The sequence below is a fragment of the Hydrophilobacter chitinilyticus genome (assembly GCF_049860745.1).
Lineage (GTDB): Bacteria > Pseudomonadota > Gammaproteobacteria > Burkholderiales > Burkholderiaceae_C > Rhodoferax_B.
The window spans coordinates 22,109-48,392 of sequence record NZ_CP187561.1; the positions used below are offsets into that span (position 1 = coordinate 22,109).

Genomic DNA, 26,284 nt, shown 5'->3' on the forward strand with positions numbered 1-26,284 from the left:
AGCACCCATCGCGGGACATCGTGGAACTGGCTTTGCCAGGCCGCAGATGTCGCCCCCTTTTAAGGGGGTTGGCGCAGCGACACGCAGTGCGCGAAGACTGGGGGTGAGTTTGTTGCCGCTATGCGGCAACAAACTCGTTCCACTTCTGCACCATGTAGTTGTTTTCGTCCATCACCGCGTTCCAGCAAGCGATGCCGCCCATGCGTGACTCGTAGCTGCCACCGTCGCGCACCGCACCGGCCTTGGCCAACACGTCGCCGTTCGGGCTCTTGATGTCTTGGCTCGCAGGTTTGCCTTCCATCCAGTAGGCCCACTCGTAGGCTTCCATCTTGGCCTTGGCGGTTTCCAGCACAGCGCTGTAATAACCTTGGCGGTTGAGGTAGGCGCCAGCCCAGCCGTCGAGGAACCAGTTGATGAATTCGTAGGCGCCGTCGAGCTTGCGACCAGACAAGGTGGCGGGCAAACCAAAACCGGCCGCCCAAGCGCGATAACCTTCTTTCAAAGGCTGGAAGTTGCAGGCGATACCCTTAGTGCGCACGGCCGTCACGGCAGGGCTCCACATCGACTGGATCACCACTTCGCCAGAAGCCATCAGGTTGACGGACTCGTTGAAGTCTTTCCACAGCGCGCGGAACTGGCCTGCCTTCTTGGCTTCAATCAGGGTCTTGATGGTCAGATCAATTTCCTTCTTGGTCATGTTGCCCTTGTCAGGGTACTTGTAGATGCCCTTGGCTTCGACCACCATGGCGGCGTCCATGATGCCGATGGATGGAATGTTCAGAATAGCGGCTTTGCCCTTGAACTCGGGGTTCAGCAATTCGGCCCACGAGTCGATGGGACGCTTGATCAGGTCGGGGCGAATGCCCAGCGTGTCGGCGTTGTACACGGTGGGAATGAGCGACATGAATTGCGTTGGGCTCTTGGCGAAGACCTTGGACTTTTCGCCTTCCAGGAAGATCACTTTCTTCGGTGCCGTGCCTTGGTCGCCCACGGCCTTGCCGCCCACCGTACCGGTGGTGAACAGCGTGGTGATCTTGTCAGCGTTTTTGATGCGCTTGGTGTCAATGCCCTTGAGGTTGCCGGTGGGCACGATCTTCTTCAGCGAAAAGTATTCGGTGTCGATCAGGTCGAAGCTGTTGGGTGCGGTGACGGCGCGCTTGGTCACGTCGTCGGTGGTCACGGCCACGTATTGGATTTCAATGCCGGTGTCGGCCTTGAATTTTTCGGCAATGGCTTTGTCCTGGTTCACCGCCGTGCCCAGGTAACGCAGCACAATTTTTTCTTGCGCGTGGATGGCAGGGAAAGCGCCTGCCGCCAGAATGCCGGCCGTGCCTTTGAGCAGGGAACGGCGCTGCACGCCAGTGGCTACGGATTCGGAAACTTCTGGGCGATCGTCAGACATGGTGAGGACTCCTCGGGTTGGTAAAACAGATGGGGAACAACAAGCTTCAAAAAACGTCAGGCCACGGCATCCGCCACTTGCGGAGCAACCACGGGTGGTGCCTGCAGAGCAGGGCCAGACAACACATGTGCGGCCTCAATCGCCCAGGCCATGGCGACGGCATCGCCCACATGGAAGGGACGCGCGGCAAATTGCGCTTCGGACACCATCACCGAGAACTCGGCGGTGGAATGTGCTGCATGGGCGATGCCACGTTTTTGCAGACCCAGCAGCACGTAGGTTCCTTGGTATTCGACGTCGCTGATCACGGCATCGAGGTGGTGCATGTGCGCCGGCACAAGGGTGTCGGCCGGGATGATTTGTGTGTGGTCGGTGCGCACACCGATCTTGCCGTTCGATCGCTCGATGACGTTGTGGCCGCCCATGAAGCGCGCTACAAATTCGCTGTGCGGGCGGTTGTAGACCTCGTGCGGCGAGCCTACTTGTTCGATCAGCCCGTGGTTCATCACCACCATGGTGTCGGCCAGTGCCATGGCTTCTTCTTGCGAGTGGGTGACGTGGATGAAGGTCAGGCCCAGCTCTTTTTGCCAGCGGCGCAATTCGGCGCGCATCTGGATGCGCAGGAAGGGGTCGAGTGCGGAAAGCGGCTCGTCGAGTAACAGCACTTTGGGCTGTGTGATCAAGGCGCGCGCCAGCGCCACGCGTTGTTGTTGACCACCGGAGAGTTCGGCTGGTTTGCGTTCCGCCAAATGGCCCATGGCCACACGCTCCAGCAAGTCTTTGGCTTGTTGGGTGCGCTTAGGTTTGTCCACACCCTTCATCTTCAAACTGAAGGCCACGTTGTCCAGCGCCGAGAGGTGTGGAAACAGCGCAAAGCTCTGGAACATCATCGCCGTGCCACGCTCGGCGGCGGGCAGGTCGGTGATGTTGCGGTTCTCCAGCAAGATGTCGCCACTGCTCACCGACTCGTGCCCCGCAATCATGCGCAGCGTGGTGCTTTTGCCGCAGCCCGAGGGCCCGAGCAAACAGCAGTAGCTGCCGCTGGCGATGCGCAGGTTGATGCTGTCCACCGCCGGTTTGCCCTGCGCGTAGCGCTTGGTCAGGGCAACGATTTCAATGGCGGAGGGGAAGGATGGCGAAGGGGTGGCTTGCATGCAGACCGCATCGCAAACATCGTGCCAGCAATGTGTGCAAGCCGAGCCTCACATTGCGTACAAAGTGCACCCATAACGTGCACAAGCTTGGCATGGCTCGCCAAAGACCACTGATTTTTTGGTGCACGTTTCATGCCGATGTGTCGTGCCGATGGATGGCCGTTTAAATGCACCGAATCGGCATCTGAACGCAATTTGCTCGAATTTACGCTCAATTTCACGTCACATTCGAATCAGTTTAGTTACATATCTTGCAAGTCTGCGTGTGTTTTTGTCGCTCCCAAATCCGTAGCATGAAACGCTTTTAGGAGGTAACCCCGTGGCACTGCAATCCCCTTTCTTCAATAAGCGCGAAACCGAATCTTCCAGCCTTCGTCCTTTGGGCAGCACCAGTAACAACAGTGGCTCATCGGTGTTGGGTTCTTCCACTCCTCACAGCGCGCCCAGCTTGGCGCAAACGCCCAGTCAACCACTTCAATCCAGCACCGCACCTGTGGCGTCGGCGGCCTCTACCAATACGGTGAAAGAGGGCGGCAGCAAATTGACGGTAGGCCCCAACATCAAGCTGAAAGGTGTGGAAATCACCGACTGCGACACGCTGGTGGTCGAAGGTTTGGTCGAAGCCACGATGGATTCGCGCTTGATGCAAATTGCGGAGATGGGTGCCTTCAAGGGCTCGGCCGAAATCGACATTGCCGAGATCCACGGCGAATTCGACGGTGAACTCACCGTACGCGAAAAACTGGTGATTTACGCCACCGGCAAGGTCACCGGCAAGATTCGCTACGGCAAAGTGGTAATCGAAGAGGGTGGCCAACTCTCGGGCGACATCACGTTTGGTACCAGTTCGCCTGCTGTGCGCGCGAGCAAACCTGTGCTGGCGGCAACTGCTTAATTTTTAAGCTTTCAGTTTCAAGCTACCGCGCCGGATGTGATTTTGATGCTGGTGTCGTGCCGCTCGTAGGTGCCCACTAGGTAACCGCTGGCCAGGCAGCGCTGCTGCAACACGTCGAGCACTTTGTCGCGTCCCGGCGTGTCGCCAAAAGTCGGCCCATCCAGGCTCAGTGCAAAAAGCTGGAACACGTAACGGTGCACGCCATGCCCGGGCGGGGGGTCGGGCGGTAACCATCCCCCCATCAAAAACGAATTACGCCCGGTGTGGATACCATCTTCACCCGGGTGGCCGGGGCTGGGCAAAGCGCCTTCGGCCAAATGGTGTTGCGTGGCCGCCGGTAAGCCCACCGCAATCGCATGCACTAATGGCCAGGGCGTGGGCGCATCTGCGTCTTCCACCACCAAAACCAATTCATCGGCTTCCGCCGGAGTGCCCGTCCAATGCAGCGGCGGTGAAAAACCTTTGCCATCGGCCGTATAGGCCATGGGTATCGGCGACTGGTCGACAAACGCGTCACTGCGCAACACCAGCCGCGCCAGGTTTTCCGGATCCCCCACCCGATGGAACATGATTTTGTCCAGGCCCGCACGCTGGTTGCGCAGCACGTAGCCAAGCGTTTCGGGTAGATGTTCAAACATGGCAGCTCATCCTGTGGTGGAAAGGTAGCGACTTCGTTTGCCTCGGGATCTCTTGTTTGCTTCTTTGCGTTTTCTATTTGATTTTTTGACTTGCGCTGTCAGTTGAAACTATGGGCGAATGGCTATTCTTTGGCTGTCCGCAGCAGGCGTCAAGAGCAGCAGGTGCCGTCCGACAAACCCGCCAAATCATCCAGAATCGGACAATCGGGGCGGTCATCACCATGGCAGTGCTGCAGCAAATTTTGTAACGTACGCTGCATGGTTTGCATGGCCGCAATACGTTCACCCAGCACATCCACATGCTGCTGCGCAATGCGTTTGACGTGTTCACTTGCACGGCCACGGTCTTGCCACAAACCCACCAGCTCGGCGATTTCCGCCATTGAAAAACCCAGGCTGCGCGCACGCTTGATGAAACGCAGCGTGTTGACTTCCACCTCGGTGTAGCGGCGGTAGCCGTTGTCGCTGCGGGTCACGGCCGGCAACAGCCCCAGCGACTCGTAGTGCCGCACCATCTTGGCCGAAATACCGCTGGCCGCAGCCGCCTGGCCGATGTTCATGGGCAATGCGGTGGATGCATACACAGAAATCACGTCAGCTTGCAACGGCGTAACCCTCGTCCACGATGGCCTGCGCCAATGCCGCGCGCGGCTGGACGGATTCCACTTCCACCTGGCCGCTGGCCAAAGTCACTTTGACTTGCGCTTGAGGGTCGAGTTGTTGAACCGCTTGTTTCACCGCGCGTTCGCAATGCCCGCAGGTCATGCCTGTCACTTGAAATTGATGCTGCATAGAAAAGACTCCTTCAACCCACATAAAAACCTAAAGAAGCCTTCAGCATAAACCTTCCCATCATGGAAAGGTCAAGCCATGCCACACCCAAAAAGCGCGCAGATAAGTCTGTGGATAGTTTTCGCATAAGCCAGGGCTTATCCACAGGCTATGTTGTTGAAGCAAAGTTGTTCAGTTTTCGGGCGCAACTGCAAAGCGTACTCGCGCACAACATTAGAGAAAACTTAAGTGATTGATTTGGTTCAAGAAAATGGAGTTACCCACACAGAGCTGCCTCCCTTACTACTACTACTATGTATTAATAATGCATTTAGAGAAGAGACAAGAACAACTTCCGTAGCCCTGTGTGAAGCCGTGGTCACCGATGCAAACCGGCTTTTGGGGCACTTCAAAAAATCGAAATCTGTGGCGGCCGTTTTTTCGCGCGAAATTTTTTCCGGGATTTTTGAGGTTACTTTTTTTTGGTGGCGATCGATGTGGTGGTTTTGGCCGGGTTCGGCCGAACCGCTGTTCGCGCAAAAAAAAGGATATGTGGCGTGCCAAGCGCCGTTTTGCTGGCCAAAACAGCCATAGAACCGGTTCAAAACGGCGCTGAAGCGAACAACTTTGTGGATAGATCTGGCACAACGCCATGTTTATCCACAGTGAAAGTGGCCTAGGCGTAGTTGTCCCCGATTCAGGCGCAAAAAGAAAGCGCACTCACCCACATGCTCGGCGGCAAAGCAAGTGTTTGTTTTGATTGGGGAAAATGGGCTTATCCACAGAAGAGGTCGTCCCTTACTACTACTACTATGTATTTATAAATTCATTTAAGAAGAAGAGAGAGAACAACTCCCTCAGACCAGGAATGGACGTCCAAAACACGATTTTTTAAAATTTTTCGAACTCTTTTGCTATTTTAAAGTGAGCTATCTACGCAGATAGATAAAGCTTGAAGTGCTTTTTTTTCTCAAAAAAGAAACGTTTTGACATTCACACGATGTCAAGGTTTACGCTTAAGGCATGAACACTTCGCACACCTCTTCCGTCTCTTCTTTTGACCTGGGCATTGGCGACATGACCTGTGCCTCGTGTGTGATGCGGGTGGAAAAGGCACTGAAAAAAGTACCTGGTGTGACCAACGCCAGCGTGAACTTGGCAACAGAGTCGGCGCGGGTGCAAATCGCCAACATCAAGGGCGCTGAATCTGAAAACACCGCTCAAACCTTGGCCCGGCTGCGCCGCGCGGTGCGGGATGCTGGCTATTTGCCGTTGCCAGCACCCGGTGAAGGGCCCAAAAACGCCGTAGAGCCGTCACCTTGGGCCGGTTTTTGGCCGGTTGGCCTGGGTTTGGCGCTCTCTGCGCCCTTGGTTTTACCGATGTTGGTGGGTTGGTTGCATCCCAGCGGTTCGTGGATGCTCCCCGTGTGGGCGCAATTTTTGTTGGCTACGCCGGTGCAGTTTTGGCTGGGCGCCAAGTTTTATCGCGCCGGTTGGCACGCGGTGAAGGCACGCACCGGGAACATGGACTTACTGGTGGCGGTGGGCACCTCAGCCGCTTGGGGCATGTCGGTTTGGTTGTGGATAACCGCCAGTAGCGAACATGGAGGACACGCGCCGCATGTTTATTTCGAAGCTTCTGCTGTCGTAATCACCTTGGTTTTGCTTGGCAAATGGCTCGAAACCCGTGCCAAACGCCAGGCCACCACGGCGATCCGGGCTTTGCAGGCGCTGCGGCCAGAAGTCGCGCATTTGCTGCGCGGTGAAAGCGAAGAAATCGACGTGCCGGTGGACGACGTTTTGCCAGGCGATCGCCTTGTGGTGCGCCCCGGCGAACGGATTGCGCTCGATGGGGTGGTGCTGTTGGGCCAAAGCCAGGTGGATGAGTCTTTGCTCACCGGCGAATCTCTGCCTGTTTCCAAAAATGTTGGCGCGGCCTTGATTGGCGGCTCGGTCAACGCCGAAGGGCGCTTGGTGATGCAGGTGTCCGCCGTGGGCCATCAAACCGTGCTGGCGCGCATCATTCAGTTGGTGGAAGACGCGCAGGCCGCGAAAGCGCCAATCCAGCGTTTGGTCGACCAGGTTTCAGCCGTGTTTGTGCCGGTGGTGCTGGTGCTAGCGCTGCTGACGCTGCTGGGCTGGCTGGCAGTGGGCTTGCCCACAGAAGAAGCCGTTTTACGCGCCGTGGCGGTGTTGGTGATTGCCTGCCCGTGTGCGCTGGGCCTGGCCACGCCGGCCGCCATCATGGCCGGCACAGGGGTGGCGGCGCGGCACGGCATCCTCATCAAAGACGCTGAAGCGCTGGAGTTGGCGCACAAGGTGGACGTGGTGGCGTTCGACAAAACCGGCACGCTGACGCTGGGCCAGCCCCAGTTGTCCACAGCTTTGGTGATGCCGGGCGAAGACGAAAAGCGGTGGTTGGCCATGGCGGCGGGCTTGCAAAGCGGCAGCGAGCACCCGTTGGCCAAAGCCGTGTTGCAAGCCGCCAAAAACCAAAATCTGGCCTATTTAGCGCCACAAAACCTGCAGGCGGTGGCCGGCAAGGGCACGCAGGGCGACGTAGAAGGCCGCAGACTGCTCCTGGGTAGTCTGCGGTGGATGGAGGCCTTACACGTCGATTTAGGGCCTTTGGCGGGCCCCGCAGGGGCCTTGCAGACCCAAGGTGCGACGGTTTCTGCTCTTTCCGAACAGTTGGAAGATGGAAAAGTGCTTGCACGCGCGCTTTTTGCCTTCACCGATGAACCTAAACCTGGCGCGGCCGAGGCCTTGGCCGAATTGCGCCAACGCGGCATTCGCACGGTGATGGTGTCGGGCGACAACCAAGGCGCGGCCGAGGCCATGGGCCGCAGGCTGGGCCTGAGTGCCGAAAAAGGCGAAGTACTGGCCGAGGTATTGCCGGGGGACAAAGCGGCGCAGGTACGTGCCTTACAGGCCGGTGGCCACACCGTGGCGATGGTGGGCGACGGCATCAACGACGCGCCCGCGTTGGCAGCAGCCGATGTGGGCATTGCCATGGGCCAAGGGACGGACGTGGCGATGCAGGCCGCCGGCATCACGTTGATGCGGGGCGAGCCTGCGTTGGTGGCGGCGGCGTTGGACATTTCGCACCGCACGGTGCGCAAGATCCGGCAAAACCTGTTTTGGGCGTTTGCCTACAACGTGGCCGGCATTCCCTTGGCGGCGTTTGGGTTCTTGAACCCGGTGGTGGCTGGCGCCGCCATGGCGCTGAGTTCGCTGAGTGTGATGACCAACGCTTTGTTGCTGAAGCGTTGGAAATCCAAATAACTTATTTGCGTTATTTCAGCGTGGGGTAGTCGGTGTAGCCGGCTGCGCCGCCGCCGTAGAACGTGGCGCGGTCAGGCTCGTTCAGCGGCGCGTTGTCGCGCAGGCGGCGCACGAGGTCGGGGTTGGCGATGAAGGGGCGGCCAAAGGCGACCAGGTCGGCACCGGCTTGCAGGTTTTCTTCGGCCAAGGCCTTGGTGTAGCTGTTGTTGACCATCCACGCGGCCTTGCCACCGCTTTGGCGGTAGGCAGCCTTGAGCGAGGCGTAGTCGAACGGACGGTCTGGCAGCTCGCGTGGGCCGCCGGTCATGCCTTCGACCACGTGGATAAACGCCAGATCCATGGCGGCCAGTTCGCGCACCACGTGTTCGAACAAGGGTTGTGGTGCGGGGTCGTGCACGTCGTTCGACGGTGTGACGGGCGAGATCCGTAAACCGGTGCGGCCACCGCCGATTTCACCGACCACGGCACGCATTACCTGCAGCAACAGGCGGGCACGGTTTTCGATGCTGCCGCCGTAGGCGTCGCCACGGTGGTTGGTGTCCTGCTTCAAGAATTGGTCAAGCAAATAACCGTTGGCGCCGTGGACTTCCACGCCGTCAAAACCGGCTTCGAGTGCGTGGCGTGCGGCTTGGCGGTAGCTGTCCACAATGCCGGGCAATTCGTCGGTATGCAGCGCACGCGGAGCCGAGGTTTCGGCAAAGCCGGGCTGGCCGTTGTTGATCAGGTAGGTTTTGGTTTTGGCGGTGATGGCCGAAGGGGCCACTGGCGCTTGGCCGTCTTGCTGCAGGCTGGTATGCGACACGCGGCCCACGTGCCACAACTGGGCGACGATTTTGCCGCCCTTGGCGTGCACGGCGGCGGTCACGGCTTTCCAGCCTTCGATTTGTTCAGGGGCGTACAGGCCGGGCACATCGGCATAACCCTGGCCCTGCTGGCTGATGGCTGTGCCTTCAGACACCAGCAAGCCGGCCGTGGCGCGCTGCGCGTAGTACTCGGCCATCAAGGCGGTGGGCACGGCGTTGGGTGCGCGGTTGCGCGTCAGCGGCGCCATGACGATGCGGTTGGCCAGCAAAATTTGGCCCATTTGCAGGGGAGCGAAAAGTGAAGTCATGTTTTTGTCCTTTTGAAACGTTGCACGACGATGCCATCGTGAGCCATCGTGTTGGTGTGCTCAAGGGTAAGAGCGAAACCAAAACCTTGTGGCACACGGACAACAGCACCCTGTGGTAAGTGCTGAAGGGCGGCGGTGGCATGCGCCCACACAATGGGTGCATCCGCTCTCTGACATTCAATATCCATGCCCGTTGAAGAATTTGTGCCGCCCATGACGTTCTCGCGTGCGCTGTGGCTGGCTTTGGCGTTGTCTTTGGGGGCGGCGATTTCCTTGGGCATCACACGTTTTGCGTATGGCTTGTTGCTCACGCCCATGCGCGCCGATCTCGGCTGGTCGTACACCTTGGCTGGCGCGATGAACACCGGCAACGCCTTGGGTTATTTGCTTGGTGCGCTGGTCACGCCACGGTTGATGGGCCAGGTGGGGCCGCAACGCTTGTTGTGGGCTGGTGCGGTGTTGGCGAGTGTGTTCATGGTGTTGAGCGGCTTTTTTACCGCCGCCGCGCCGCTGCTGTTGCAACGTTTTCTGGCGGGCATTGCCAGCGCTTTTGTGTTCATCGCCGGTGGCTTGCTGGCTGCACGGCTGGCGACCCAATGGCCGGGGCGCAGCGGCTTGTTGTTGGGCCTGTATTACGGCGGCACGGGCTGGGGCATTGTGGTGTCGGCCTTGGTGGTGCCGCCGGTGTTGGAAGCGGCGCATGCCGTGCCACACGGTTGGGCTTGGGCGTGGTGGGCGTTGGCGCTGGCCTGTGTTTTGGCAACGCTGGTGTTGGGCTGGTCGGCGCGCCAATTGAACAAGACGGTGGGCGCTGCAACCACTACCCCTACAGCGTCACAAACACCGCAGTCAGACGCGCGCCCGTTCCGCTGGCGCGACTTTGGTTTTGCACTGGCGGGTTACGGCATGTTTGGCGTGGGCTACATCGGCTACATGACGTTTGTGTTGGCGCTGTTGCGCGAGCAGGGCGCCAGTGGCCCGGCGTTGACCTTGTTTTACACGTTGCTGGGTTTGGCGGTGTTGGCGTCGTCGCGCATTTGGGCTGGGTTGCTGGAACGTAGCCGCGGCGGTGGCGCGCTGGCCTTGCTCAACGTGTTGTTGGGTGGCGCTACTTTGCTGCCGGCGTTGACGTCTTCCTGGCTGGTGGTTTTAACGTCGGGCATCGTATTTGGCGGCGTGTTTTTATCGGTGGTGGCGGCTACCACGGCGCTGGTGCGGCACAACTTGCCAGCAGCGGCCTGGGCCTCGGGCATCAGCGCGTTCACCATCGTGTTTGCGGCCGGGCAAATTGTCGGCCCGACGGTGGTCGGTTGGATTGCCGATGGGCCTGGTGGATTGGCACGCGGCTTGGTGTTTTCAACCGTGGCGCTTTGGCTGGGCGCGGGATTGGCGTGGCGCCAAAAGCCGTTGCCGACTTAGGCCATCGTCCTACGCTCTTGCGCGCCAGTGGCCGATCCATGGTCAGCGAGTGCCACCGCAAACTTCAGTCATCCACTTTAGGAGATTGAAATGCTGAAGTACGCGATCATTTTTGCCGTCATTTCTTTGCTGGCAGGGGTGTTGGGTTTTGGTGGCGTTGCGGCCGGTTCGGCCATGATTGCCAAGGTGTTGTTCGGTCTGTTCCTGATCCTGGCTGTGATCTTTGTGATCCTGGCGGCTCTGGGCGTTGGCGCCGTGAAAAAGGCGATTGACTGATGTTCCGCTCTAACGTTGAAACGGTGCTCGAGTACGACGTGCTCGGGCCCACACACTTTTGCTTCAACATCGAAGCCGCACAACGGCCGGGGCAAACCATTTTGCGCGAGCGCTTGGCGGTGTCGTCTGGTGTGTTGGTGCACCGTTTCACCGACCCGAGCAGCGGCAACCGGTTCATCCGGTTTGATGCGCCCACCGGGCCGCTGATGGTCAATTACCAGGCCGATGTGGAGCTGCACCAGCAGATCGTGCCAGACGATTTGCCCGAAGTGCCGTTGGTGGAAGTGCCCGACGACGTGCTGCATTATTTGTCGCCCTCGCGTTACTGCGAGTCCGACCAATTGCAACGTGTGGCGCACTTGCAGTTTGGCGCTTTGCCGCCTGGTTTTGCACGTGTGAAAGCCATCTCGGATTGGATTCATGAATCCGTGACGTACATGCCCGGCAGCACCACGTCCTACACCTCAGCGCAAGATGTTTTTGTGCAGCGCGCCGGTGTGTGCCGCGACTTTGCGCACCTGGGCATTACCTTCTGCCGCGCGCTGAACATTCCGGCTCGGTTGGCGGTGGGCTATGTGTGGTTTGACGAACCGCCACAAGATTTCCACGCCATTTTTGAAGCCTGGCTTGGCGGCCAGTGGGTGCAGTTTGACCCGACCGGTATGGCCCCGGTAGAGCAATTGGTGCGCATTGGCACGGGGCGGGATGCCAAAGACGTGGCCTTCAGCACCATCTTTGGTGGTGTGAACATGACGCGCAAGGAAGTGCGTGTGGATGAAAACATCCACGCCCTGCAGCAGCAGATTGAGGCTGAATTGGTGGCCGAAGACGCTTAAAACTTGCGAACGGCGTTAGGCCCGTTAAGCCGCGCGCAAACGAAACCGCGCCACCACTTCCGCCAACTGCGCAGCTTGGTCGCGTAACGAAGCAGAAGCCGCCGCGGACTGTTCTACCAGGGCGGCGTTTTGCTGCGTCATGCTGTCGAGTTGGCCGATGGCGGTGTTCACTTCAGACAAGCTTTGGGTTTGGTCGTTCACCGTGCTGGCCATCTCGCCAATGATGTCGGCCACGCGCTTCACGGCGGTCACCACTTCGTTCATGGTGCTACCGGCTTCGGTCACAAATTTGGAGCCCGCGTCGACTTGGTCGACCGAACTGGCGATCAGGGTTTTGATTTCGCGCGCGGCGTCGGCGCTGCGTTGCGCCAACATGCGCACCTCGCTAGCCACCACCGCAAATCCACGTCCTTGTTCGCCTGCTCGGGCCGCTTCCACGGCGGCATTCAGCGCCAAAATATTGGTTTGAAAAGCGATGCCGTCGATCACGCTGATGATGTCGCCGATCTTGCGAGACGCGGCTTGAATACCGTCCATGGTGCTCACCACCCGCGCCACGGCTTGCCCGCCTTGCGCCGCCACACCCGAGGCGCTGGTGGCCAGTTGGTTCGCCTGTTGTGCGGCGCTGGCGCTTTGGCGTACGGTCTCGGTCACTTGCTGCATGGCGGCCGAGGTTTGCTCCAGGCTGGACGCGGTCTGCTCGGTGCGCATCGACAAATCGCTGCTGCCGTTAGACACCTCTTGGCTGGCGACTGAAATGCTGCCCGCACTTTGCTTGACCGTGCCCACCGACAAGTTCAACGCCTCTTGCATGCGCCCCAGCGCACGCAGCAAATCGCCCAATTCGTCGGCGCGGTTGGCGTGCACATCCAGGCTCAAATCGCCGGAGGCCATGCGGTCGGCACTGTCGGTGGCGTAGCGCAGAGGCTGGGTGAGCGAACGTGTCAAAACCCAGCCAATGACCGCGCCAATGCTCAGGGCCACCGCCACCAGCAGCCAAATGCCCCACAGCACGGCGCTGTAGCTGGTGCTGGCATCTGTGTAGGCGGTGGTGGCGCCTTGGTCGTTGAGCTGGATCAGTTTGGTGATGGCGTCGGTGGTGGCCCTGAAGGTTTTGCGCGAGTCGTTGCGCAGCCAGTTCAGCGCGTCTTCTTGTTTGCCGGCACGCAGCAGCGACAATAGTTGCGGCTGCGTGTTTTTGTAGCTGGCGATGCTGCTCTTGAAGTCGTCAAAAAGTTTGCGTTCTTCGGCGCTGGAGATGCTGGTCTCGTAGGCGCTCAACAGCTTGGGCACGACTTCCCATTGTTTGGTGAGGCGGTCGTTTTCTTCTTGCAGGGCTTTTTCGCCGCCGCCCAAAAGCATTTGCAGCTCGGCACGGCGCATCTGGTTCAGGGCTTCATTCAAGCTGGCCAGTTGCTGTGTGCTGGGCAACCAGTTGGTGGCCAGATCGGTAACGTTGGCTTGCACGCGGTTGACGCGGTTGACCGCAAATAAGCCCATCACCAACATCAACAAGAGCAGGGCACCAAAGCCCAAACCGAGTCTCAGGCCCACGCGCAGATTCGACAGCAGCTTCATGTCTGACCTTTCGTTTGGACCCGCAAGCGCAGGCACAAACGAAAAGTAACACGGCGTTTAGCGTGGATGCAACTATTTGTTTTTGCACATAATTGCTACAACTAAGAGAGCAGTCTACGCATAACTGGTATGCGTAGACTGCCTTTTTGGCTTAAGCCAGACCTTCAGCCTTCAACGCGGCTTGCACACCTGGGCGTGCGGCGACGCGGGCGCGGTAGGCCACCAAGTTGGCCAGGCCGGTGATGTCCACACCCACCTTGGGTGCCCAGTTGGTCACGGTGAACAGGTAGCCGTCGGCCACGGAAAAGTCGTCACCCATCAGGTAGGTTTTGCTCTTGAGTTCGCCGTCCAGCCACTTCAGGCGCGAGAGCACTTTGTCGGACGCGATGGTCTTGGCTTCGGCTGGCATGTTGGGGTTGAACAGTGGCGAGAAGCCTTTGTGCAACTCGGTGCCGATGAAGGTCAGCCACTCTTGCAGGCGGTAACGCGCCATGGTGCCGTTGGCCGGCGCCAGGTTTTTGCCAGCGGCCTGGTCGGCGATGTATTGCACGATGGCCGGGCCTTCACGCAAGCGTTCGCCGTTGTCCAACTCCAGCAGGGGCACGTAGCCCAGCGGGTTGATGGTGTAGTAGTCGGTGCCGTCGGGCAACTGGTGGGTTTTGGTGGGCGCTGGCACGGCTTCAAAAGCCAGGCCGGATTCGTGCAGCGCGATGTGCGGGGAGAGGGAGCAGGCGCCAGGGGAGTAATAGAGCTTCATGTGATGGGTTCCTGAAGTGACAAGCGAACGGCTACGGCTGGTTTGTCTCCATCCCACACGGGGCATGTGGGGCGACCAGCCGGGCTTGCATGCTAGCGGGTTCTGCTGCTTTGCGCAGGCGCCACACCATCTTGTTTTTTCAGCTTTTGGCTTGGCTGGCTTCGCGGAAATCGCGTGGGCTGAAACCGGTGTGCTGGCGGAACACGCGGCTGAAATGCGAGAGGTTGTTAAAACCCGCGCCGAGTGCAATGTCGGTGATGGCGCGGGTGTGCTGAGCCGGGTCGCGCAGCGTGCGCACGCAGGCTTCCAGGCGCAGGCGTTGGATGGTGCCGGCCAACGTGTCTTCGTCACCGGCAAAGGCGTTGTGCAGCAGGCGTTTGCTGCAGTTCAGCGCTTGGGCGATGCGCTCGATGGTCAAACCCGGCTCGTGTAAATGCTGCGCCACGAAGTCGAGCACGCGGTCGCGCAGCGCCATTTGTTGCGTGGTGGCGCTGGTTTGGCCGGCCAGCTCTTGCAACGACAGCCGCACCAACTGGGTGATCAGCTCACCGGCGCCACGGGCGGCATCGGCGCTCATGTGCGGCAGCTCTTGGTAGGTGCTGCGCATGGTGTCGAGCGCCACGCGCGAGATGCCGCTTTGGCCGCCGGCCTGGCGCGCCATTAAAGGTTCCAGGCGCAGGTCGCGCGAGAGCACGGCTGCCTTGGGCACCATCACGATCAGGTGGTTGGAGCGCTCGGGGTTGGACACGGTGTAGCTGCCGCTGGTGTCGTACAGCGTCCAACTGCCGGGGCGCACCCAGGCTTGGCGGCCGGCCTGTTCCACACCCGCATTGCCTTGCCATGGGGCGACGATCTTGATGTAGCCCGCATCGCTTTTGCGCGCCATCTCGGGTGTGCGCAACACGCGGTGGCGGTTGGCCTCTAACCGGGTCAACACCACGTCGCCCGCGCGTGCGGCGGCAATGTGGCCGTCGAACGTGGTGTCGCCGTACAGGTCGGAATCGAGCCCGCCGAAATGCGACCACACCCACTCGCGCCACTGCGGCGCCCGCTCGCGTGGGGCGAGGTCATCGGTGCTCAGTTGGGTGGGTTGAACCATGGTGGGGAATTATGGCGGCGGCTGGCGTATCCGCTCGGCTCCTAGGGTTTGCCTGTAGCGGCGTGCGCTCTCAGACAAGTGCTTCGTGCATCGTCAGCACAGCAGCCGGGGCTGCGTTTTTTTAGCATGGGTGCATCTGAACCAGGAGCACTTCATGACGCAAATTTCGATGTTGATCAACGGCCAGGCCCGCGCGGCCAGCAACGGTGCCACCTTTGAGCGCCGCAACCCGTTGGACAACAGCGTGGCCACCACGGCGCCTGCCGCCACACCAGACGACGCCATAGCCGCTGTAGACGCCGCTGCGGCCGCTTTCCCGGCCTGGGCAGCCATGGGCCCCGGCGAGCGCCGTGGGCTGCTGCTGAAGGCCGCTACGGCCCTGGAAGCCAAGACACCCGCCTTCATTGAAGCGATGGCCGCCGAGACCGGCGCTTCCGGCCTGTGGGCCGGCTTCAACGCGCACCTGGCGGCGGGTATGTTTTTGGAAGCCGCATCGTTGACCACGCAGATCAGCGGTGAACTGATTCCATCCGACGTGCCCGGCAGCCTGGCCATGGGCGTGCGCCAAGCGGCTGGTGTGGTGCTGGGCATTGCGCCGTGGAATGCGCCGGTGATCCTGGCCGTGCGCGCCATTGCCACGCCGCTGGCTTGTGGCAACACGGTGGTGTTGAAGGGCTCGGAGCTGTGCCCCAAAACCCACGGCCTGATCATCGAAGCGCTGCAGGAAGCCGGCTTGCCTGCCGGTGTGGTGAACTTTGTGACCAACGCCCCGGCCGATGCGGGGGCTGTGGTCGAGGCCATGGTGGCGCACCCGGCCGTGCGCCGCGTGAATTTCACCGGTTCTACCAAGGTGGGCCGCATCATTGCGCAAACCTGCGCCAAGTATTTGAAGCCGGTGGTGCTGGAATTGGGTGGCAAAGCGCCGATGGTGATTCTGGACGATGCCGACATTGACGCGGCCGTGGCCGGTGCGGCCTTTGGCGCGTTTGCCAACTCGGGGCAGATTTGCATGTCGACCGAGCGCATCGTGGTCGACCAATCGATCGCCGATGAATTCGTTGCCAAGTTTGCGGCCAAGGCGCAAAGCTTGCCGCTGGGCGACCCACGCAAGGGCCTGGTGGTGCTGGGCTCGGTGGTCGACATGGCAACCGTGACGCGCTGCAATGCGCTGATCGACGACGCCTTGGCCAAGGGCGCCAAACTGGTGTGCGGCGGCAAGGCCGAAAACACCTTGATGCCGGCCACGCTGCTGGACCACGTCACGCCCGAGATGACGATTTACCGCGAAGAATCGTTTGCGCCGGTGAAGGCCATCGTGCGTGTGAGCGGGGTGGAAGAGGCGATTGCCACGGCCAACGACAACGAGTTTGGCCTGTCGTCCGCCGTGTTCGGCAAGGACATTGCGCGAGCCTGGAATGTGGCTAAACGCATCGAGTCCGGCATTTGTCACATCAACGGCCCCACGGTGCACGATGAAGCGCAAATGCCGTTTGGTGGCGTGAAGAGTTCGGGTTATGGCCGCTTTGGCGGGCGTGCCGGGGTTGAGGCGTTTACCGAGTTGCGCTGGATCACCATGCAGACCACGCCACGCCACTATCCGTTCTAAAACACGGGCGTTGTTTCACGTGAAACATAAACGGCCACCCCAGCGGGTGGCCTTTTTTCTTTAGAGTATTTAGAGCACAGGAATCGTCAGCCGGCGTGCAGCAAACAACACCTGGTCGATCACCGCCTGCACATGTTTTTCACTGGCGGGGTTGGCCAGTTTGCCTTCAGCATCAAAAGCATCTGCCGCGTGGCCCAGCGCAAAGTTTTGCGGTGCTACCCAGCAATGCAGGTTCAACAGCAGCGGCGCCAAGTGGCTTTGTGAACGCAGGCCACCCAGCGCGCCGGGCGATGCGCTCAACATACCGACCACTTTGCCGCGAAACGACTTGAAGCCATCGCCCCAATCGGCATGGTTTTTCACCGGGCTGGAGCACCAGTCGATGGTGTTCTTCAACAGCGCTGGATAGCTGGCGTTGTACTCTGGCGTGCAGATGATCCAGGCCGGGTGCGCGTGCAAGATGCCTTTGAGGCGGATGACGTCGGCGGGTGTGCCTTCGGCTTCCAGGTCGGCGTTGTACATCGGGATATCGAAATCAGCGAGTTCGATGTGGGTCACCTCTACCTCGCTGGCGCGCGCCAGGGCGGCGGTGGCGTTGGCAAGTTTGCGGTTCCAGGAATTTTTGCGGGTGCTGCCCGCGAAGACGAGTAGTTTCATGTGAAACATTGCACCATAAAACCGCCCGGTTGAGGGTGCTGCGACAACCGCAGTGGCTATGGGCGTTCTGCCTTCACGTGGCGAAAAAACAGGCAGGCCGGTAAAATCGAGGGCTGTCGGGCGGCTCCACGGTGATGCTGGCCTGCCCACGCAAGTTTTTGCGTCCCCTGCGACCACTGCGCTCCAAGCGCCACACCCCAATGCTTTACCCTGAAGAATTCGATGTCATCGTCGTCGGCGGCGGCCATGCCGGTACCGAAGCTGCTCTTGCCTCTGCGCGCATGGGCTGCAAAACCCTGCTGTTGACCCACAACATCGAGACGCTGGGGCAGATGAGCTGCAACCCCTCCATCGGCGGTATTGGCAAGGGCCATCTGGTCAAAGAGGTGGACGCCATGGGCGGCGCGATGGCGCTGGCCACCGACGTGGGCGGCATCCAATTCCGCATTCTCAACTCCAGCAAGGGCCCGGCCGTGCGCGCCACGCGGGCCCAGGCCGACCGGGTTTTGTACAAGGCGGCCATCCGCCACATGTTGGAAAACCAGCCGAACCTGTGGCTGTTCCAGCAAGCAGTGGACGACTTGATGGTCGAAGGCAACCGCGTGGTGGGCGCTGTCACGCAGGTGGGCATCCAGTTCCGCAGCCGCACGGTGGTGCTGACGGCCGGTACTTTCCTAGACGGCAAGATCCACGTGGGCTTGAACAACTACGCCGCTGGCCGTGCGGGTGACCCGCCAGCCGTGTCGTTGTCCGCACGTTTGAAAGAGCTGAAGCTGCCGCAAGGCCGCCTGAAAACTGGCACACCGCCGCGCATCGACGGCCGCAGCATCGATTACAGCCAGTGCGCCGAACAACCTGGCGACGGCATGCCGGGCGGGGTAGGCGACCGCGTGCCGGTGTTCAGCTACATGGGCAATGCGGCCATGCACCCGCAACAAGTGCCGTGCTGGATCACCCATACGAACGAGCGCACGCACGACATCATCCGCTCCGGCTTCGACCGCAGCCCCATGTTCACCGGCAAGATTGAAGGTATTGGCCCGCGTTATTGCCCGAGCGTGGAAGACAAGATCAACCGCTTTGCCGACAAGGAAAGCCACCAGATTTTCTTGGAACCCGAGGGCCTGACGACCCACGAGGTTTACCCCAACGGCATCTCCACTAGCTTGCCGTTCGACGTTCAATACGCCTTGGTGCGCTCGATGAAGGGCCTGGAAAACGCCCACATCCTGCGTCCAGGCTACGCCATCGAATACGACTACTTCGACCCGCGCGGGCTTAAGAGCAGCTTTGAAACCAAGGTGATCGATGGGCTGTTCTTCGCCGGCCAGATCAATGGCACCACAGGTTACGAAGAGGCCGCCGCACAAGGTATGTTTGCCGGCATCAACGCTGCACTGCAATGCCGCGAAGAAGCTGCCTGGTTGCCAGGCCGCGACCAAGCCTATCTGGGCGTGTTGGTAGACGACCTGATCACCAAGGGCGTGACCGAGCCTTACCGCATGTTCACCAGCCGCGCCGAGTTCCGCCTGCAACTGCGTGAAGACAACGCCGACATGCGTTTGACCGAAGTGGCACGCCAAATGGGCTTGATTGACGACGCCCGCTGGAACGCTTTCAGCCGCAAGCGCGACGCTGTTTCACGTGAAACAGAGCGCCTGCGATCTTTGTGGATCAGCCCGAAGAACCTGGCGGCAGCCGAGTCGGAACGCGTGTTGGGCAAGGCTATCGAGCACGAATACAACCTGGCTGAATTACTGCGCCGCCCGGATGTGGGTTATGCACAGCTCATGTCTTTAGACGGCGGCAAGTTCGCGAATGCTGAGCTGCCCGTGAACATTGAAAACTCAGCCGATGCTGTTTCACGTGAAACAACGGCCGAGACTGACTTTGTCGATGCCGTGGTGGAACAGGTGGAGATCACCGCCAAGTACTCTGGCTACATCGACCGTCAGCGTACGGAGATTGACCGCGCTGCCCATTACGAGAACCTGCGCATTCCAGAAGAGTTGGATTACCTGCAGGTCACGGCGCTGAGTTTTGAAGTGCGCCAACGCCTGAGCAAGCTGCGCCCTGAAACCTTGGGTCAAGCGTCGCGTGTGTCAGGCGTCACGCCTGCGGCCATCTCTTTGCTGCTGGTGCATTTGAAGAAGCATGGCTGGCGTGACCGTGTGGTGGCAGCGGAAGTGCAGGCCGCAGCATGAGTGAGCGCGCTACCGAATACGCCGTGAAGCTGGCGGATGCCGCTACCCAATTGGGCCTTAGCTTGTCGACCACGCAGCAAGACCTGCTGCTGCAGTACATCGCCATGATCGGCAAGTGGAACAAGGTCTACAACCTCACCGCATTGCGCGACCCGGCGGAGATGTTTTCGCACCATCTGCTGGACAGCCTGGCTGCGGTGCCACCGCTGCAAAAACATCTGCAGGGCATGGCGCAGACGAAGAACACGCCCGCGCAGTTGCTCGACGTGGGCTCGGGTGCCGGCTTGCCGGGCGTGGTGTTTGCCATCTGCTGCCCCGAGTTGACCGTGCGTTGCGTCGACACCGTGGGCAAGAAGGCTGCGTTTGTGCAGCAAGTGGCGGTGGAGTTAAAGCTCGCTAATCTGCGCGGCATCCACGCCCGTGTGGAGTCGCTCACCGAAAAATACGACGTGGTCAGCTCACGTGCCTTCGCCTCGTTGGTGGACTTCACCACGTGGTCGCGCAGCGCCTTGGCCGACGACGGTGTGTGGTTCGCCATGAAGGGCAAAACGCCGACAGAAGAGCAGGCCGCCTTGCCTGCAGACGTGCAGGTGTTTCACGTGGAACAGCTCCAAGTGCCCGGCTTGAACGCCGAGCGCTGCATCGTTTGGCTGCGTAAACAGCAGGCCGGATAGATCGTTTTTTGAGTGGGCGCGGCGTCATCATCTCGCCCTGGCCCACCGTTTGCACTGCGACCAATGTCCGTCGCGTAAACTCCAGCCTTCTCAGCATTTACGCCCGCGCGGTTTAAATGCTCAAAATTGTCCCCCCTAGGTGATCTGCCCATGTTCGGTGTTTCCGATTTCGGCGCTTTTGTAGTCGCCATCATTGTGTTTTTGCTGATCCCGGGGCCGGGCAATTTGGCGCTGATCACCTCCACCGGCAAAGGGGGCATTCGCGGTGGCTTGGCCGCCACCATGGGTCTCATCGCTGGCGACCAAGTGTTGATGTGGCTGGCCGTGGCTGGTGTTGCCGCCATTCTGACCGCCACGCCCGCTGCTTTTGTCGGCGTGCAATGGCTCGGCGCCATCTACCTGGCGTGGCTGGGTTTCAAGATGCTGCGCGCCAAGCCCGGCGACGCGCCTATTCTGAACATCAAGGCCGGCCATTACTTCCGCCAGGCGTTGACGATCACCTTGTTGAACCCCAAAGCCATCGTTTTCTACATGGCCTTCTTCCCCCTGTTCGTCGACCCGGTGCAGCACCGTGGTTTGCTTACCTTTGGTGTGATGGCGGCGACCGTGGCGACCCTGACTTTCCTGTACGGCCTGATCGCCGTGCTGTTGACGTATTTTCTGGCGGAGCGCATGCGTGCTAACCCCGCCGTCTCGCGCGGGCTGGAACGGCTCGCCGGCGTGTTTCTCATCGGCTTTGGCATCAAGCTGGCGCTCTCTAAATAGGCATCCATGGCAAAAGTATTCTGCGTAGCAAACCAAAAGGGCGGGGTGGGCAAGACCACCACCACGGTGAACCTGTGTGCCGGTTTGGCCAAGGTAGGCCAGCGCGTGTTGATGATCGACCTGGATCCGCAGGGCAACGCCACCATGGGTTCGGGCATCGACAAACGCACGCTGGAGCAAACCGTGTATGACGTGCTGCTCGAATCGTCGAGCATTGCTGAAGCCCGTGTGCGGTCTGAAAAATGCGGCTACGACGTGTTGGGAGCCAGCCGCGAGTTGGCCGGTGCCGAGGTGGAACTGGTCGACCAGGAGCGGCGCGAGGCCCGGCTGAAAACGGCGCTGGCCGCCGTGGGCCACGAATACGACTTTGTGTTGATCGACTGCCCGCCGTCGTTGTCGATGCTCACGCTGAATGGCCTGTGCGCGGCTAACGGCGTCATCGTGCCCATGCAGTGTGAATACTTTGCGCTAGAAGGGCTGACCGATTTGGTCAATACCATCAAGCAGGTGCACGCCAACCTGAACAAAGACCTGGTCATCATCGGCCTGCTGCGCGTGATGTTCGACCCGCGCATCACGCTGCAGCAGCAGGTGAGCGACCAGCTTAAATCGCACTTCGCCGACAAGGTGTTCAACAGCGTCATCCCGCGCAACGTGCGTTTGGCCGAAGCGCCCAGCTATGGCCTGCCGGGCGTGGTGTTTGACCCTCTGGCCAAAGGCAGCCAAGCGTATATCGAGTTTGCTGAAGAGATGGTGCAGCGTATCAAGACGATGTAAATCGTTTACATAGGAAATAGCCCATTCACGCATACTGAATAAGCGTAAACAGCTATCTTTAACATAGCAATATGACTCCCAAAGTTCTTCTTCTGCCGGGTTGGCAAAACTCTGGCCCCGGCCATTGGCAAACCCATTGGGAAAGTGTGCACGGCGACGAGCGTGTGTTGCAGCACGATTGGCTGCAACCGCTGCGCGGCGACTGGATCACGCATCTGGAAGAAGTGGTGCAGCGGCAAACTGAGCCGGTGCTGTTGGCGGCGCACAGCCTGGGTTGCCATCTAACGCTGGCGTGGGCCGCGTTGTCGCGCAACACACACCTTATTGCTGGTGCGTTGCTGGTGGCACCGCCAGATCTGCTGCAGCCGAACCTGCCACCACAGCTCTACAGTTGGCGTCCGCCGGTGCGCACGCGTTTGCCGTTTCCTGCGATCTTGGTGGCGTCGAGCAACGATCCGTTTTGCAGCCAAGCCGCGGCTGAACAGTTGGCTGCCGATGCCGGTGCCACTTTTCATCCGGTAGAGGCGCTGGGCCACATCAATGCCGAGTCTGGCCTGGGCGACTGGCCCGAGGGCCGCGCCTGGCTGCAGGCACTGGCTCAGCCGACGGTCCCCTCTTTTATCTCTCGTACAGAAAGCACCTGAAGCATGGTGACAAAGAAACCTAAGGGCTTGGGTCGTGGCCTGGAAGCACTGCTTGGCCCGAAAGTCGACGAAACGCCAGTTACCGACAGCGCTGCCGTCACCAAGCTCCCCAATGAGTTGCCGTTGACCGAAATGGTGGCCGGCCAATACCAGCCGCGCACCCGCATGGACGAGGGCGCGCTGTACGAGTTGGCCGAGAGCATCAAGGTGCAGGGCATCATGCAGCCGATTCTGGTGCGGCAGTTGGCCAGTGGCGAAAACGTCGGCAAGTACGAAATCATTGCGGGCGAACGACGCTTCCGTGCGGCCCGCCTGGCTGGGCTGGAACGTGTGCCGGTGCTGGTGCGCGAAGTGCCCGATGAATCGGCGGCCGCCATGGCACTGATCGAAAACATCCAGCGTGAAGACCTGAATCCATTGGAAGAAGCGCAAGGCCTGCAGCGCCTGGTGCGCGAGTTTGGCCATACGCATGAGCAAGCCGCACAAGCAGTGGGGCGCTCGCGTAGCGCGGCCAGCAACCTGCTGCGCTTGCTGAACTTGGCCGATCCGGTGCAAACCATGTTGATGGCCGGTGACTTGGACATGGGCCACGCCCGTGCGTTGTTGGCGCTAGACCGTGCGAGCCAGATCACCGCTGGTAACCAGATTGCCGCGAAGAAGATGTCGGTGCGCGAGGCCGAAGGACTGGTGAAGAAGCTCAGTGCTGAATTCGCGCTGACGTCGCCCAAGCCGAAGAAAGAGAAGTCGCGTGACCTGAAGCGGGTGGAAGAAGAGCTGTCGGACTTGCTGACGGCCGATGTGGAGATCCGCATCAAGAAACGCGTTAAACGCCATGGCCGTGTGGAAGAGCAGGGCGAGGTGGTCATCCAGTTTGGCTCGCTTGACGAGCTGAACGGGCTGATCGACAAACTCTCGCGCGGCGCAACGCGCTAATCCTCCCGTGCTGCGCAAATTGCCTTGGCCGTTACCGGCACTGCTTGGCTGGGGCACGGCGTGGCTACTGTTCTTGGGCGCGGGGCGAGCAGGGGCGCCCGCAGCGCTGGCCTTGGGCTTGGCCACGGCCTGGGGAGTGTTTTGCAGCTTGCTGGGTCACACCTGGTGGCGCAGGGGTTGGATCGCAGCCGGTTTTCCGCTATCGGTGGTGTTGACCGGTGCGGCCGCCATTCCCACCTGGGCTTGGTTGATTCCCCTGGTGTTGTGCCTGCTGATCTACCCGTTGAATGCCTGGCGCGACGCGCCCATCTTCCCCACGCCCCGTAATGCTCTGGCGGAGTTGCCACGGAAAGCCTCATTAGCGGAAGGCGTCTCTGTATTAGATGCTGGCTGTGGTTTGGGTCATGGTCTCAAGGCATTGCGGCTGGCGTACCCGGCCGCTCGTATCCATGGCATTGAATGGAGCTGGTTGCTTTGGGCGGTCTGCGCCATTTGTTGCCCGTTTGCCAAGGTGCGGCGCGGCGACATCTGGCGTGTGAGCTGGCAAGGCTACGCCATGGTCTATCTCTTCCAGCGCCCAGAGAGCATGGCACGGGCTTGGGAGAAGGCGTGTACTGATATGGGTGCTGGCGCGTGGATGGTTAGCTTGGAGTTTGCGGTGCCTGATGTGCGCCCAACCGCTGTGGTAACAGCGCCAGATGGTCGAAGTGTCTGGCTCTACCAGGTCCCGGCAGCCAAGCGTTAAGACCAGCGTCTTCTAGATCTTTAACAACTTTCTGCTCACATCTTGCGTTGATGGGTAAAAGGGTGCTATAGTCGAGGGCTCGGCTGATGATGAATGTGTTTGTTGTCAGTCGGTGGGTTGTGTAGTCGGGTTTTGGTTGTTTCGAGTGTTTTGGGTTCTAAAAAGAATTTAAAAATAATTCGAAAGTAGCAAAAAATTCGGTATATAATTCGAGGCTCTGCTGATCACAGCGGTAGTCGAAAAAAGAAGTAAAGAGCGAGAGTTTTTTGGTTCTGGTTCCTTAAAAATATACAGCCGATAAGCGTGGGCGTTTGAGTGAGATTGCCAAGTTCTTCGGAACTAGTGCATAGCACTACAAACGCTCATGAAGATAGAAATATGTGAAATTCAGAAATGAAGTTCACGTTGATTCCAATTTATGAGTGGCCTCTGGTGGTAATAGTCAGGGGCGAAAAAATTCAAGATCGAACTATAGAGTTTGATCCTGGCTCAGATTGAACGCTGGCGGCATGCCTTACACATGCAAGTCGAACGGTAACAGGTCTTCGGATGCTGACGAGTGGCGAACGGGTGAGTAATACATCGGAACGTGCCCAATCGTGGGGGATAACGCAGCGAAAGCTGTGCTAATACCGCATAAGATCTAAGGATGAAAGCGGGGGATCGCAAGACCTCGCGCGAGTGGAGCGGCCGATGGCAGATTAGGTAGTTGGTGAGGTAAAGGCTCACCAAGCCTGCGATCTGTAGCTGGTCTGAGAGGACGACCAGCCACACTGGAACTGAGACACGGTCCAGACTCCTACGGGAGGCAGCAGTGGGGAATTTTGGACAATGGGCGCAAGCCTGATCCAGCAATGCCGCGTGCAGGATGAAGGCCTTCGGGTTGTAAACTGCTTTTGTACGGAACGAAAAGGTCCTTTCTAATACAAGGGGCCCATGACGGTACCGTAAGAATAAGCACCGGCTAACTACGTGCCAGCAGCCGCGGTAATACGTAGGGTGCGAGCGTTAATCGGAATTACTGGGCGTAAAGCGTGCGCAGGCGGTTATATAAGACAGTTGTGAAATCCCCGGGCTCAACCTGGGAACTGCATCTGTGACTGTATAGCTAGAGTACGGTAGAGGGGGATGGAATTCCGCGTGTAGCAGTGAAATGCGTAGATATGCGGAGGAACACCGATGGCGAAGGCAATCCCCTGGACCTGTACTGACGCTCATGCACGAAAGCGTGGGGAGCAAACAGGATTAGATACCCTGGTAGTCCACGCCCTAAACGATGTCAACTGGTTGTTGGGAATTCACTTTCTCAGTAACGAAGCTAACGCGTGAAGTTGACCGCCTGGGGAGTACGGCCGCAAGGTTGAAACTCAAAGGAATTGACGGGGACCCGCACAAGCGGTGGATGATGTGGTTTAATTCGATGCAACGCGAAAAACCTTACCCACCTTTGACATGTACGGAATTCGCCAGAGATGGCTTAGTGCTCGAAAGAGAACCGTAACACAGGTGCTGCATGGCTGTCGTCAGCTCGTGTCGTGAGATGTTGGGTTAAGTCCCGCAACGAGCGCAACCCTTGTCATTAGTTGCTACATTTAGTTGGGCACTCTAGTGAGACTGCCGGTGATAAACCGGAGGAAGGTGGGGATGACGTCAAGTCCTCATGGCCCTTATAGGTGGGGCTACACACGTCATACAATGGCTGGTACAAAGGGTTGCCAACCCGCGAGGGGGAGCTAATCCCATAAAACCAGTCGTAGTCCGGATCGCAGTCTGCAACTCGACTGCGTGAAGTCGGAATCGCTAGTAATCGTGGATCAGAATGTCACGGTGAATACGTTCCCGGGTCTTGTACACACCGCCCGTCACACCATGGGAGCGGGTTCTGCCAGAAGTAGTTAGCTTAACCGCAAGGAGGGCGATTACCACGGCAGGGTTCGTGACTGGGGTGAAGTCGTAACAAGGTAGCCGTATCGGAAGGTGCGGCTGGATCACCTCCTTTCTGGAAACTGCAATCAAATTTGAACGCCCACACTTATCGGTTGTTGGAAGGTAGTCGCT

At 59.5% G+C, this 26,284-nt stretch carries 24 protein-coding genes and 1 rRNA gene; 15 read left to right on the forward strand and 10 right to left on the reverse strand.

Annotated elements, in window-relative coordinates; translation table 11 throughout:
- Positions 1-118 precede the first annotated feature (118 nt).
- A complete protein-coding gene (locus tag ACPWMG_RS00100) occupies positions 119-1,402 on the reverse strand; it encodes an ABC transporter substrate-binding protein (protein WP_483302646.1) in 1,284 nt (427 codons plus the stop codon).
- A 56-nt stretch (positions 1,403-1,458) separates the two neighbouring features.
- A complete protein-coding gene (locus ACPWMG_RS00105) occupies positions 1,459-2,556 on the reverse strand; it encodes an ABC transporter ATP-binding protein (RefSeq protein WP_483302647.1) in 1,098 nt (365 codons plus the stop codon).
- A 319-nt stretch (positions 2,557-2,875) separates the two neighbouring features.
- On the opposite strand from ACPWMG_RS00105, the gene ACPWMG_RS00110 reads away from it, so the two are divergent.
- On the forward strand, positions 2,876-3,451 hold the full coding sequence (locus ACPWMG_RS00110; protein ID WP_483302648.1) for a bactofilin family protein: 576 nt from the start codon (positions 2,876-2,878) through the stop codon (positions 3,449-3,451).
- A gap of 17 nt (positions 3,452-3,468) precedes the next feature.
- Here ACPWMG_RS00110 and ACPWMG_RS00115 read toward each other — a convergent pair whose 3' ends face one another.
- The 3 genes from ACPWMG_RS00115 to ACPWMG_RS00125 form a co-directional block, all read right to left on the reverse strand.
- A complete protein-coding gene (locus tag ACPWMG_RS00115) occupies positions 3,469-4,089 on the reverse strand; it encodes a YbhB/YbcL family Raf kinase inhibitor-like protein (protein ID WP_483302649.1) in 621 nt (206 codons plus the stop codon).
- A gap of 149 nt (positions 4,090-4,238) precedes the next feature.
- Positions 4,239-4,649 (reverse strand): Cu(I)-responsive transcriptional regulator, encoded by a 411-nt coding sequence (gene cueR, locus ACPWMG_RS00120; RefSeq protein WP_483305358.1) that lies wholly within the window; start codon positions 4,647-4,649, stop codon positions 4,239-4,241.
- Positions 4,650-4,683: 34 nt separating this feature from the next.
- Entirely contained in the window at positions 4,684-4,881 is a 198-nt protein-coding gene (locus ACPWMG_RS00125; protein WP_483302650.1) for a heavy-metal-associated domain-containing protein, read from the reverse strand.
- A 228-nt stretch (positions 4,882-5,109) separates the two neighbouring features.
- On the opposite strand from ACPWMG_RS00125, the gene ACPWMG_RS00130 reads away from it, so the two are divergent.
- The gene (locus tag ACPWMG_RS00130; RefSeq protein ID WP_483302651.1) at positions 5,110-5,454 is read left to right on the forward strand and encodes a hypothetical protein; all 345 of its coding nucleotides are present in this window, start codon (positions 5,110-5,112) and stop codon (positions 5,452-5,454) included.
- A gap of 429 nt (positions 5,455-5,883) precedes the next feature.
- Positions 5,884-8,145: a heavy metal translocating P-type ATPase gene (locus tag ACPWMG_RS00135; RefSeq protein ID WP_483302652.1), complete on the forward strand. Its 2,262-nt coding sequence runs from the start codon at positions 5,884-5,886 to the stop codon at positions 8,143-8,145.
- Positions 8,146-8,155: 10 nt separating this feature from the next.
- Here ACPWMG_RS00135 and ACPWMG_RS00140 read toward each other — a convergent pair whose 3' ends face one another.
- Positions 8,156-9,256, reverse strand: a complete 1,101-nt coding sequence (locus ACPWMG_RS00140) for an alkene reductase (RefSeq protein ID WP_483302653.1) — start codon at positions 9,254-9,256, stop codon at positions 8,156-8,158.
- 186 nt (positions 9,257-9,442) lie between these two features.
- On the opposite strand from ACPWMG_RS00140, the gene ACPWMG_RS00145 reads away from it, so the two are divergent.
- The 3 genes from ACPWMG_RS00145 (at position 9,443) to ACPWMG_RS00155 (ending at position 11,787) form a co-directional block, all read left to right on the forward strand.
- The gene (locus tag ACPWMG_RS00145) at positions 9,443-10,675 is read left to right on the forward strand and encodes a YbfB/YjiJ family MFS transporter (RefSeq protein ID WP_483302654.1); all 1,233 of its coding nucleotides are present in this window, start codon (positions 9,443-9,445) and stop codon (positions 10,673-10,675) included.
- 90 nt (positions 10,676-10,765) lie between these two features.
- Positions 10,766-10,951 carry a DUF1328 domain-containing protein gene (locus tag ACPWMG_RS00150; RefSeq protein ID WP_422832390.1) on the forward strand — a complete coding sequence of 62 codons (186 nt, stop codon included), beginning with the start codon at positions 10,766-10,768 and terminating at the stop codon, positions 10,949-10,951.
- Positions 10,951-11,787, forward strand: a complete 837-nt coding sequence (locus tag ACPWMG_RS00155; RefSeq protein ID WP_483302655.1) for a transglutaminase-like domain-containing protein — start codon at positions 10,951-10,953, stop codon at positions 11,785-11,787. Before ACPWMG_RS00150 ends, ACPWMG_RS00155 begins: the two co-directional genes overlap by 1 nt.
- Positions 11,788-11,811: 24 nt before the next feature.
- Here ACPWMG_RS00155 and ACPWMG_RS00160 read toward each other — a convergent pair whose 3' ends face one another.
- The 3 genes from ACPWMG_RS00160 to ACPWMG_RS00170 form a co-directional block, all read right to left on the reverse strand.
- Positions 11,812-13,365, reverse strand: a complete 1,554-nt coding sequence (locus ACPWMG_RS00160; RefSeq protein ID WP_483302656.1) for a methyl-accepting chemotaxis protein — start codon at positions 13,363-13,365, stop codon at positions 11,812-11,814.
- Between the two features lie 151 nt (positions 13,366-13,516).
- The gene (gene gstA, locus ACPWMG_RS00165) at positions 13,517-14,122 is read right to left on the reverse strand and encodes a glutathione transferase GstA (protein ID WP_483302657.1); all 606 of its coding nucleotides are present in this window, start codon (positions 14,120-14,122) and stop codon (positions 13,517-13,519) included.
- 139 nt (positions 14,123-14,261) lie between these two features.
- Entirely contained in the window at positions 14,262-15,221 is a 960-nt protein-coding gene (locus ACPWMG_RS00170; protein ID WP_483302658.1) for an AraC-like ligand-binding domain-containing protein, read from the reverse strand.
- A 154-nt stretch (positions 15,222-15,375) separates the two neighbouring features.
- Between ACPWMG_RS00170 and ACPWMG_RS00175 the strand changes: the two genes are divergently transcribed.
- Complete coding sequence (locus ACPWMG_RS00175; RefSeq protein WP_483302659.1) at positions 15,376-16,827, forward strand: aldehyde dehydrogenase; 1,452 nt, start codon at positions 15,376-15,378, stop codon at positions 16,825-16,827.
- Positions 16,828-16,896: 69 nt separating this feature from the next.
- Here ACPWMG_RS00175 and ACPWMG_RS00180 read toward each other — a convergent pair whose 3' ends face one another.
- Positions 16,897-17,484, reverse strand: a complete 588-nt coding sequence (locus tag ACPWMG_RS00180) for an NADPH-dependent FMN reductase (protein WP_422832399.1) — start codon at positions 17,482-17,484, stop codon at positions 16,897-16,899.
- A gap of 200 nt (positions 17,485-17,684) precedes the next feature.
- On the opposite strand from ACPWMG_RS00180, the gene mnmG reads away from it, so the two are divergent.
- The 8 genes from mnmG to ACPWMG_RS00220 all read left to right on the forward strand — a co-directional run bounded on the left by mnmG (position 17,685) and on the right by ACPWMG_RS00220 (position 26,225).
- Positions 17,685-19,688: a tRNA uridine-5-carboxymethylaminomethyl(34) synthesis enzyme MnmG gene (gene mnmG, locus ACPWMG_RS00185; RefSeq protein ID WP_483302660.1), complete on the forward strand. Its 2,004-nt coding sequence runs from the start codon at positions 17,685-17,687 to the stop codon at positions 19,686-19,688.
- Positions 19,685-20,362, forward strand: a complete 678-nt coding sequence (gene rsmG, locus ACPWMG_RS00190; protein WP_483302661.1) for a 16S rRNA (guanine(527)-N(7))-methyltransferase RsmG — start codon at positions 19,685-19,687, stop codon at positions 20,360-20,362. The genes mnmG and rsmG overlap by 4 nt, the downstream gene beginning before the upstream one ends.
- A 150-nt stretch (positions 20,363-20,512) precedes the next feature.
- Positions 20,513-21,127: a LysE family transporter gene (locus ACPWMG_RS00195; protein ID WP_483302662.1), complete on the forward strand. Its 615-nt coding sequence runs from the start codon at positions 20,513-20,515 to the stop codon at positions 21,125-21,127.
- A gap of 6 nt (positions 21,128-21,133) precedes the next feature.
- Positions 21,134-21,904, forward strand: a complete 771-nt coding sequence (locus tag ACPWMG_RS00200) for a ParA family protein (protein WP_483302663.1) — start codon at positions 21,134-21,136, stop codon at positions 21,902-21,904.
- A 71-nt stretch (positions 21,905-21,975) separates the two neighbouring features.
- Complete coding sequence (locus ACPWMG_RS00205; RefSeq protein WP_483302664.1) at positions 21,976-22,548, forward strand: RBBP9/YdeN family alpha/beta hydrolase; 573 nt, start codon at positions 21,976-21,978, stop codon at positions 22,546-22,548.
- A gap of 3 nt (positions 22,549-22,551) precedes the next feature.
- Positions 22,552-23,481, forward strand: coding sequence for a ParB/RepB/Spo0J family partition protein (locus ACPWMG_RS00210; protein ID WP_483302665.1), 930 nt, complete (start codon positions 22,552-22,554; stop codon positions 23,479-23,481).
- Between the two features lie 7 nt (positions 23,482-23,488).
- Positions 23,489-24,226 carry a class I SAM-dependent methyltransferase gene (locus tag ACPWMG_RS00215; protein WP_483302666.1) on the forward strand — a complete coding sequence of 246 codons (738 nt, stop codon included), beginning with the start codon at positions 23,489-23,491 and terminating at the stop codon, positions 24,224-24,226.
- 466 nt (positions 24,227-24,692) lie between these two features.
- Positions 24,693-26,225: ribosomal RNA gene (locus ACPWMG_RS00220) — 16S ribosomal RNA — on the forward strand.
- Positions 26,226-26,284 lie beyond the last annotated feature (59 nt).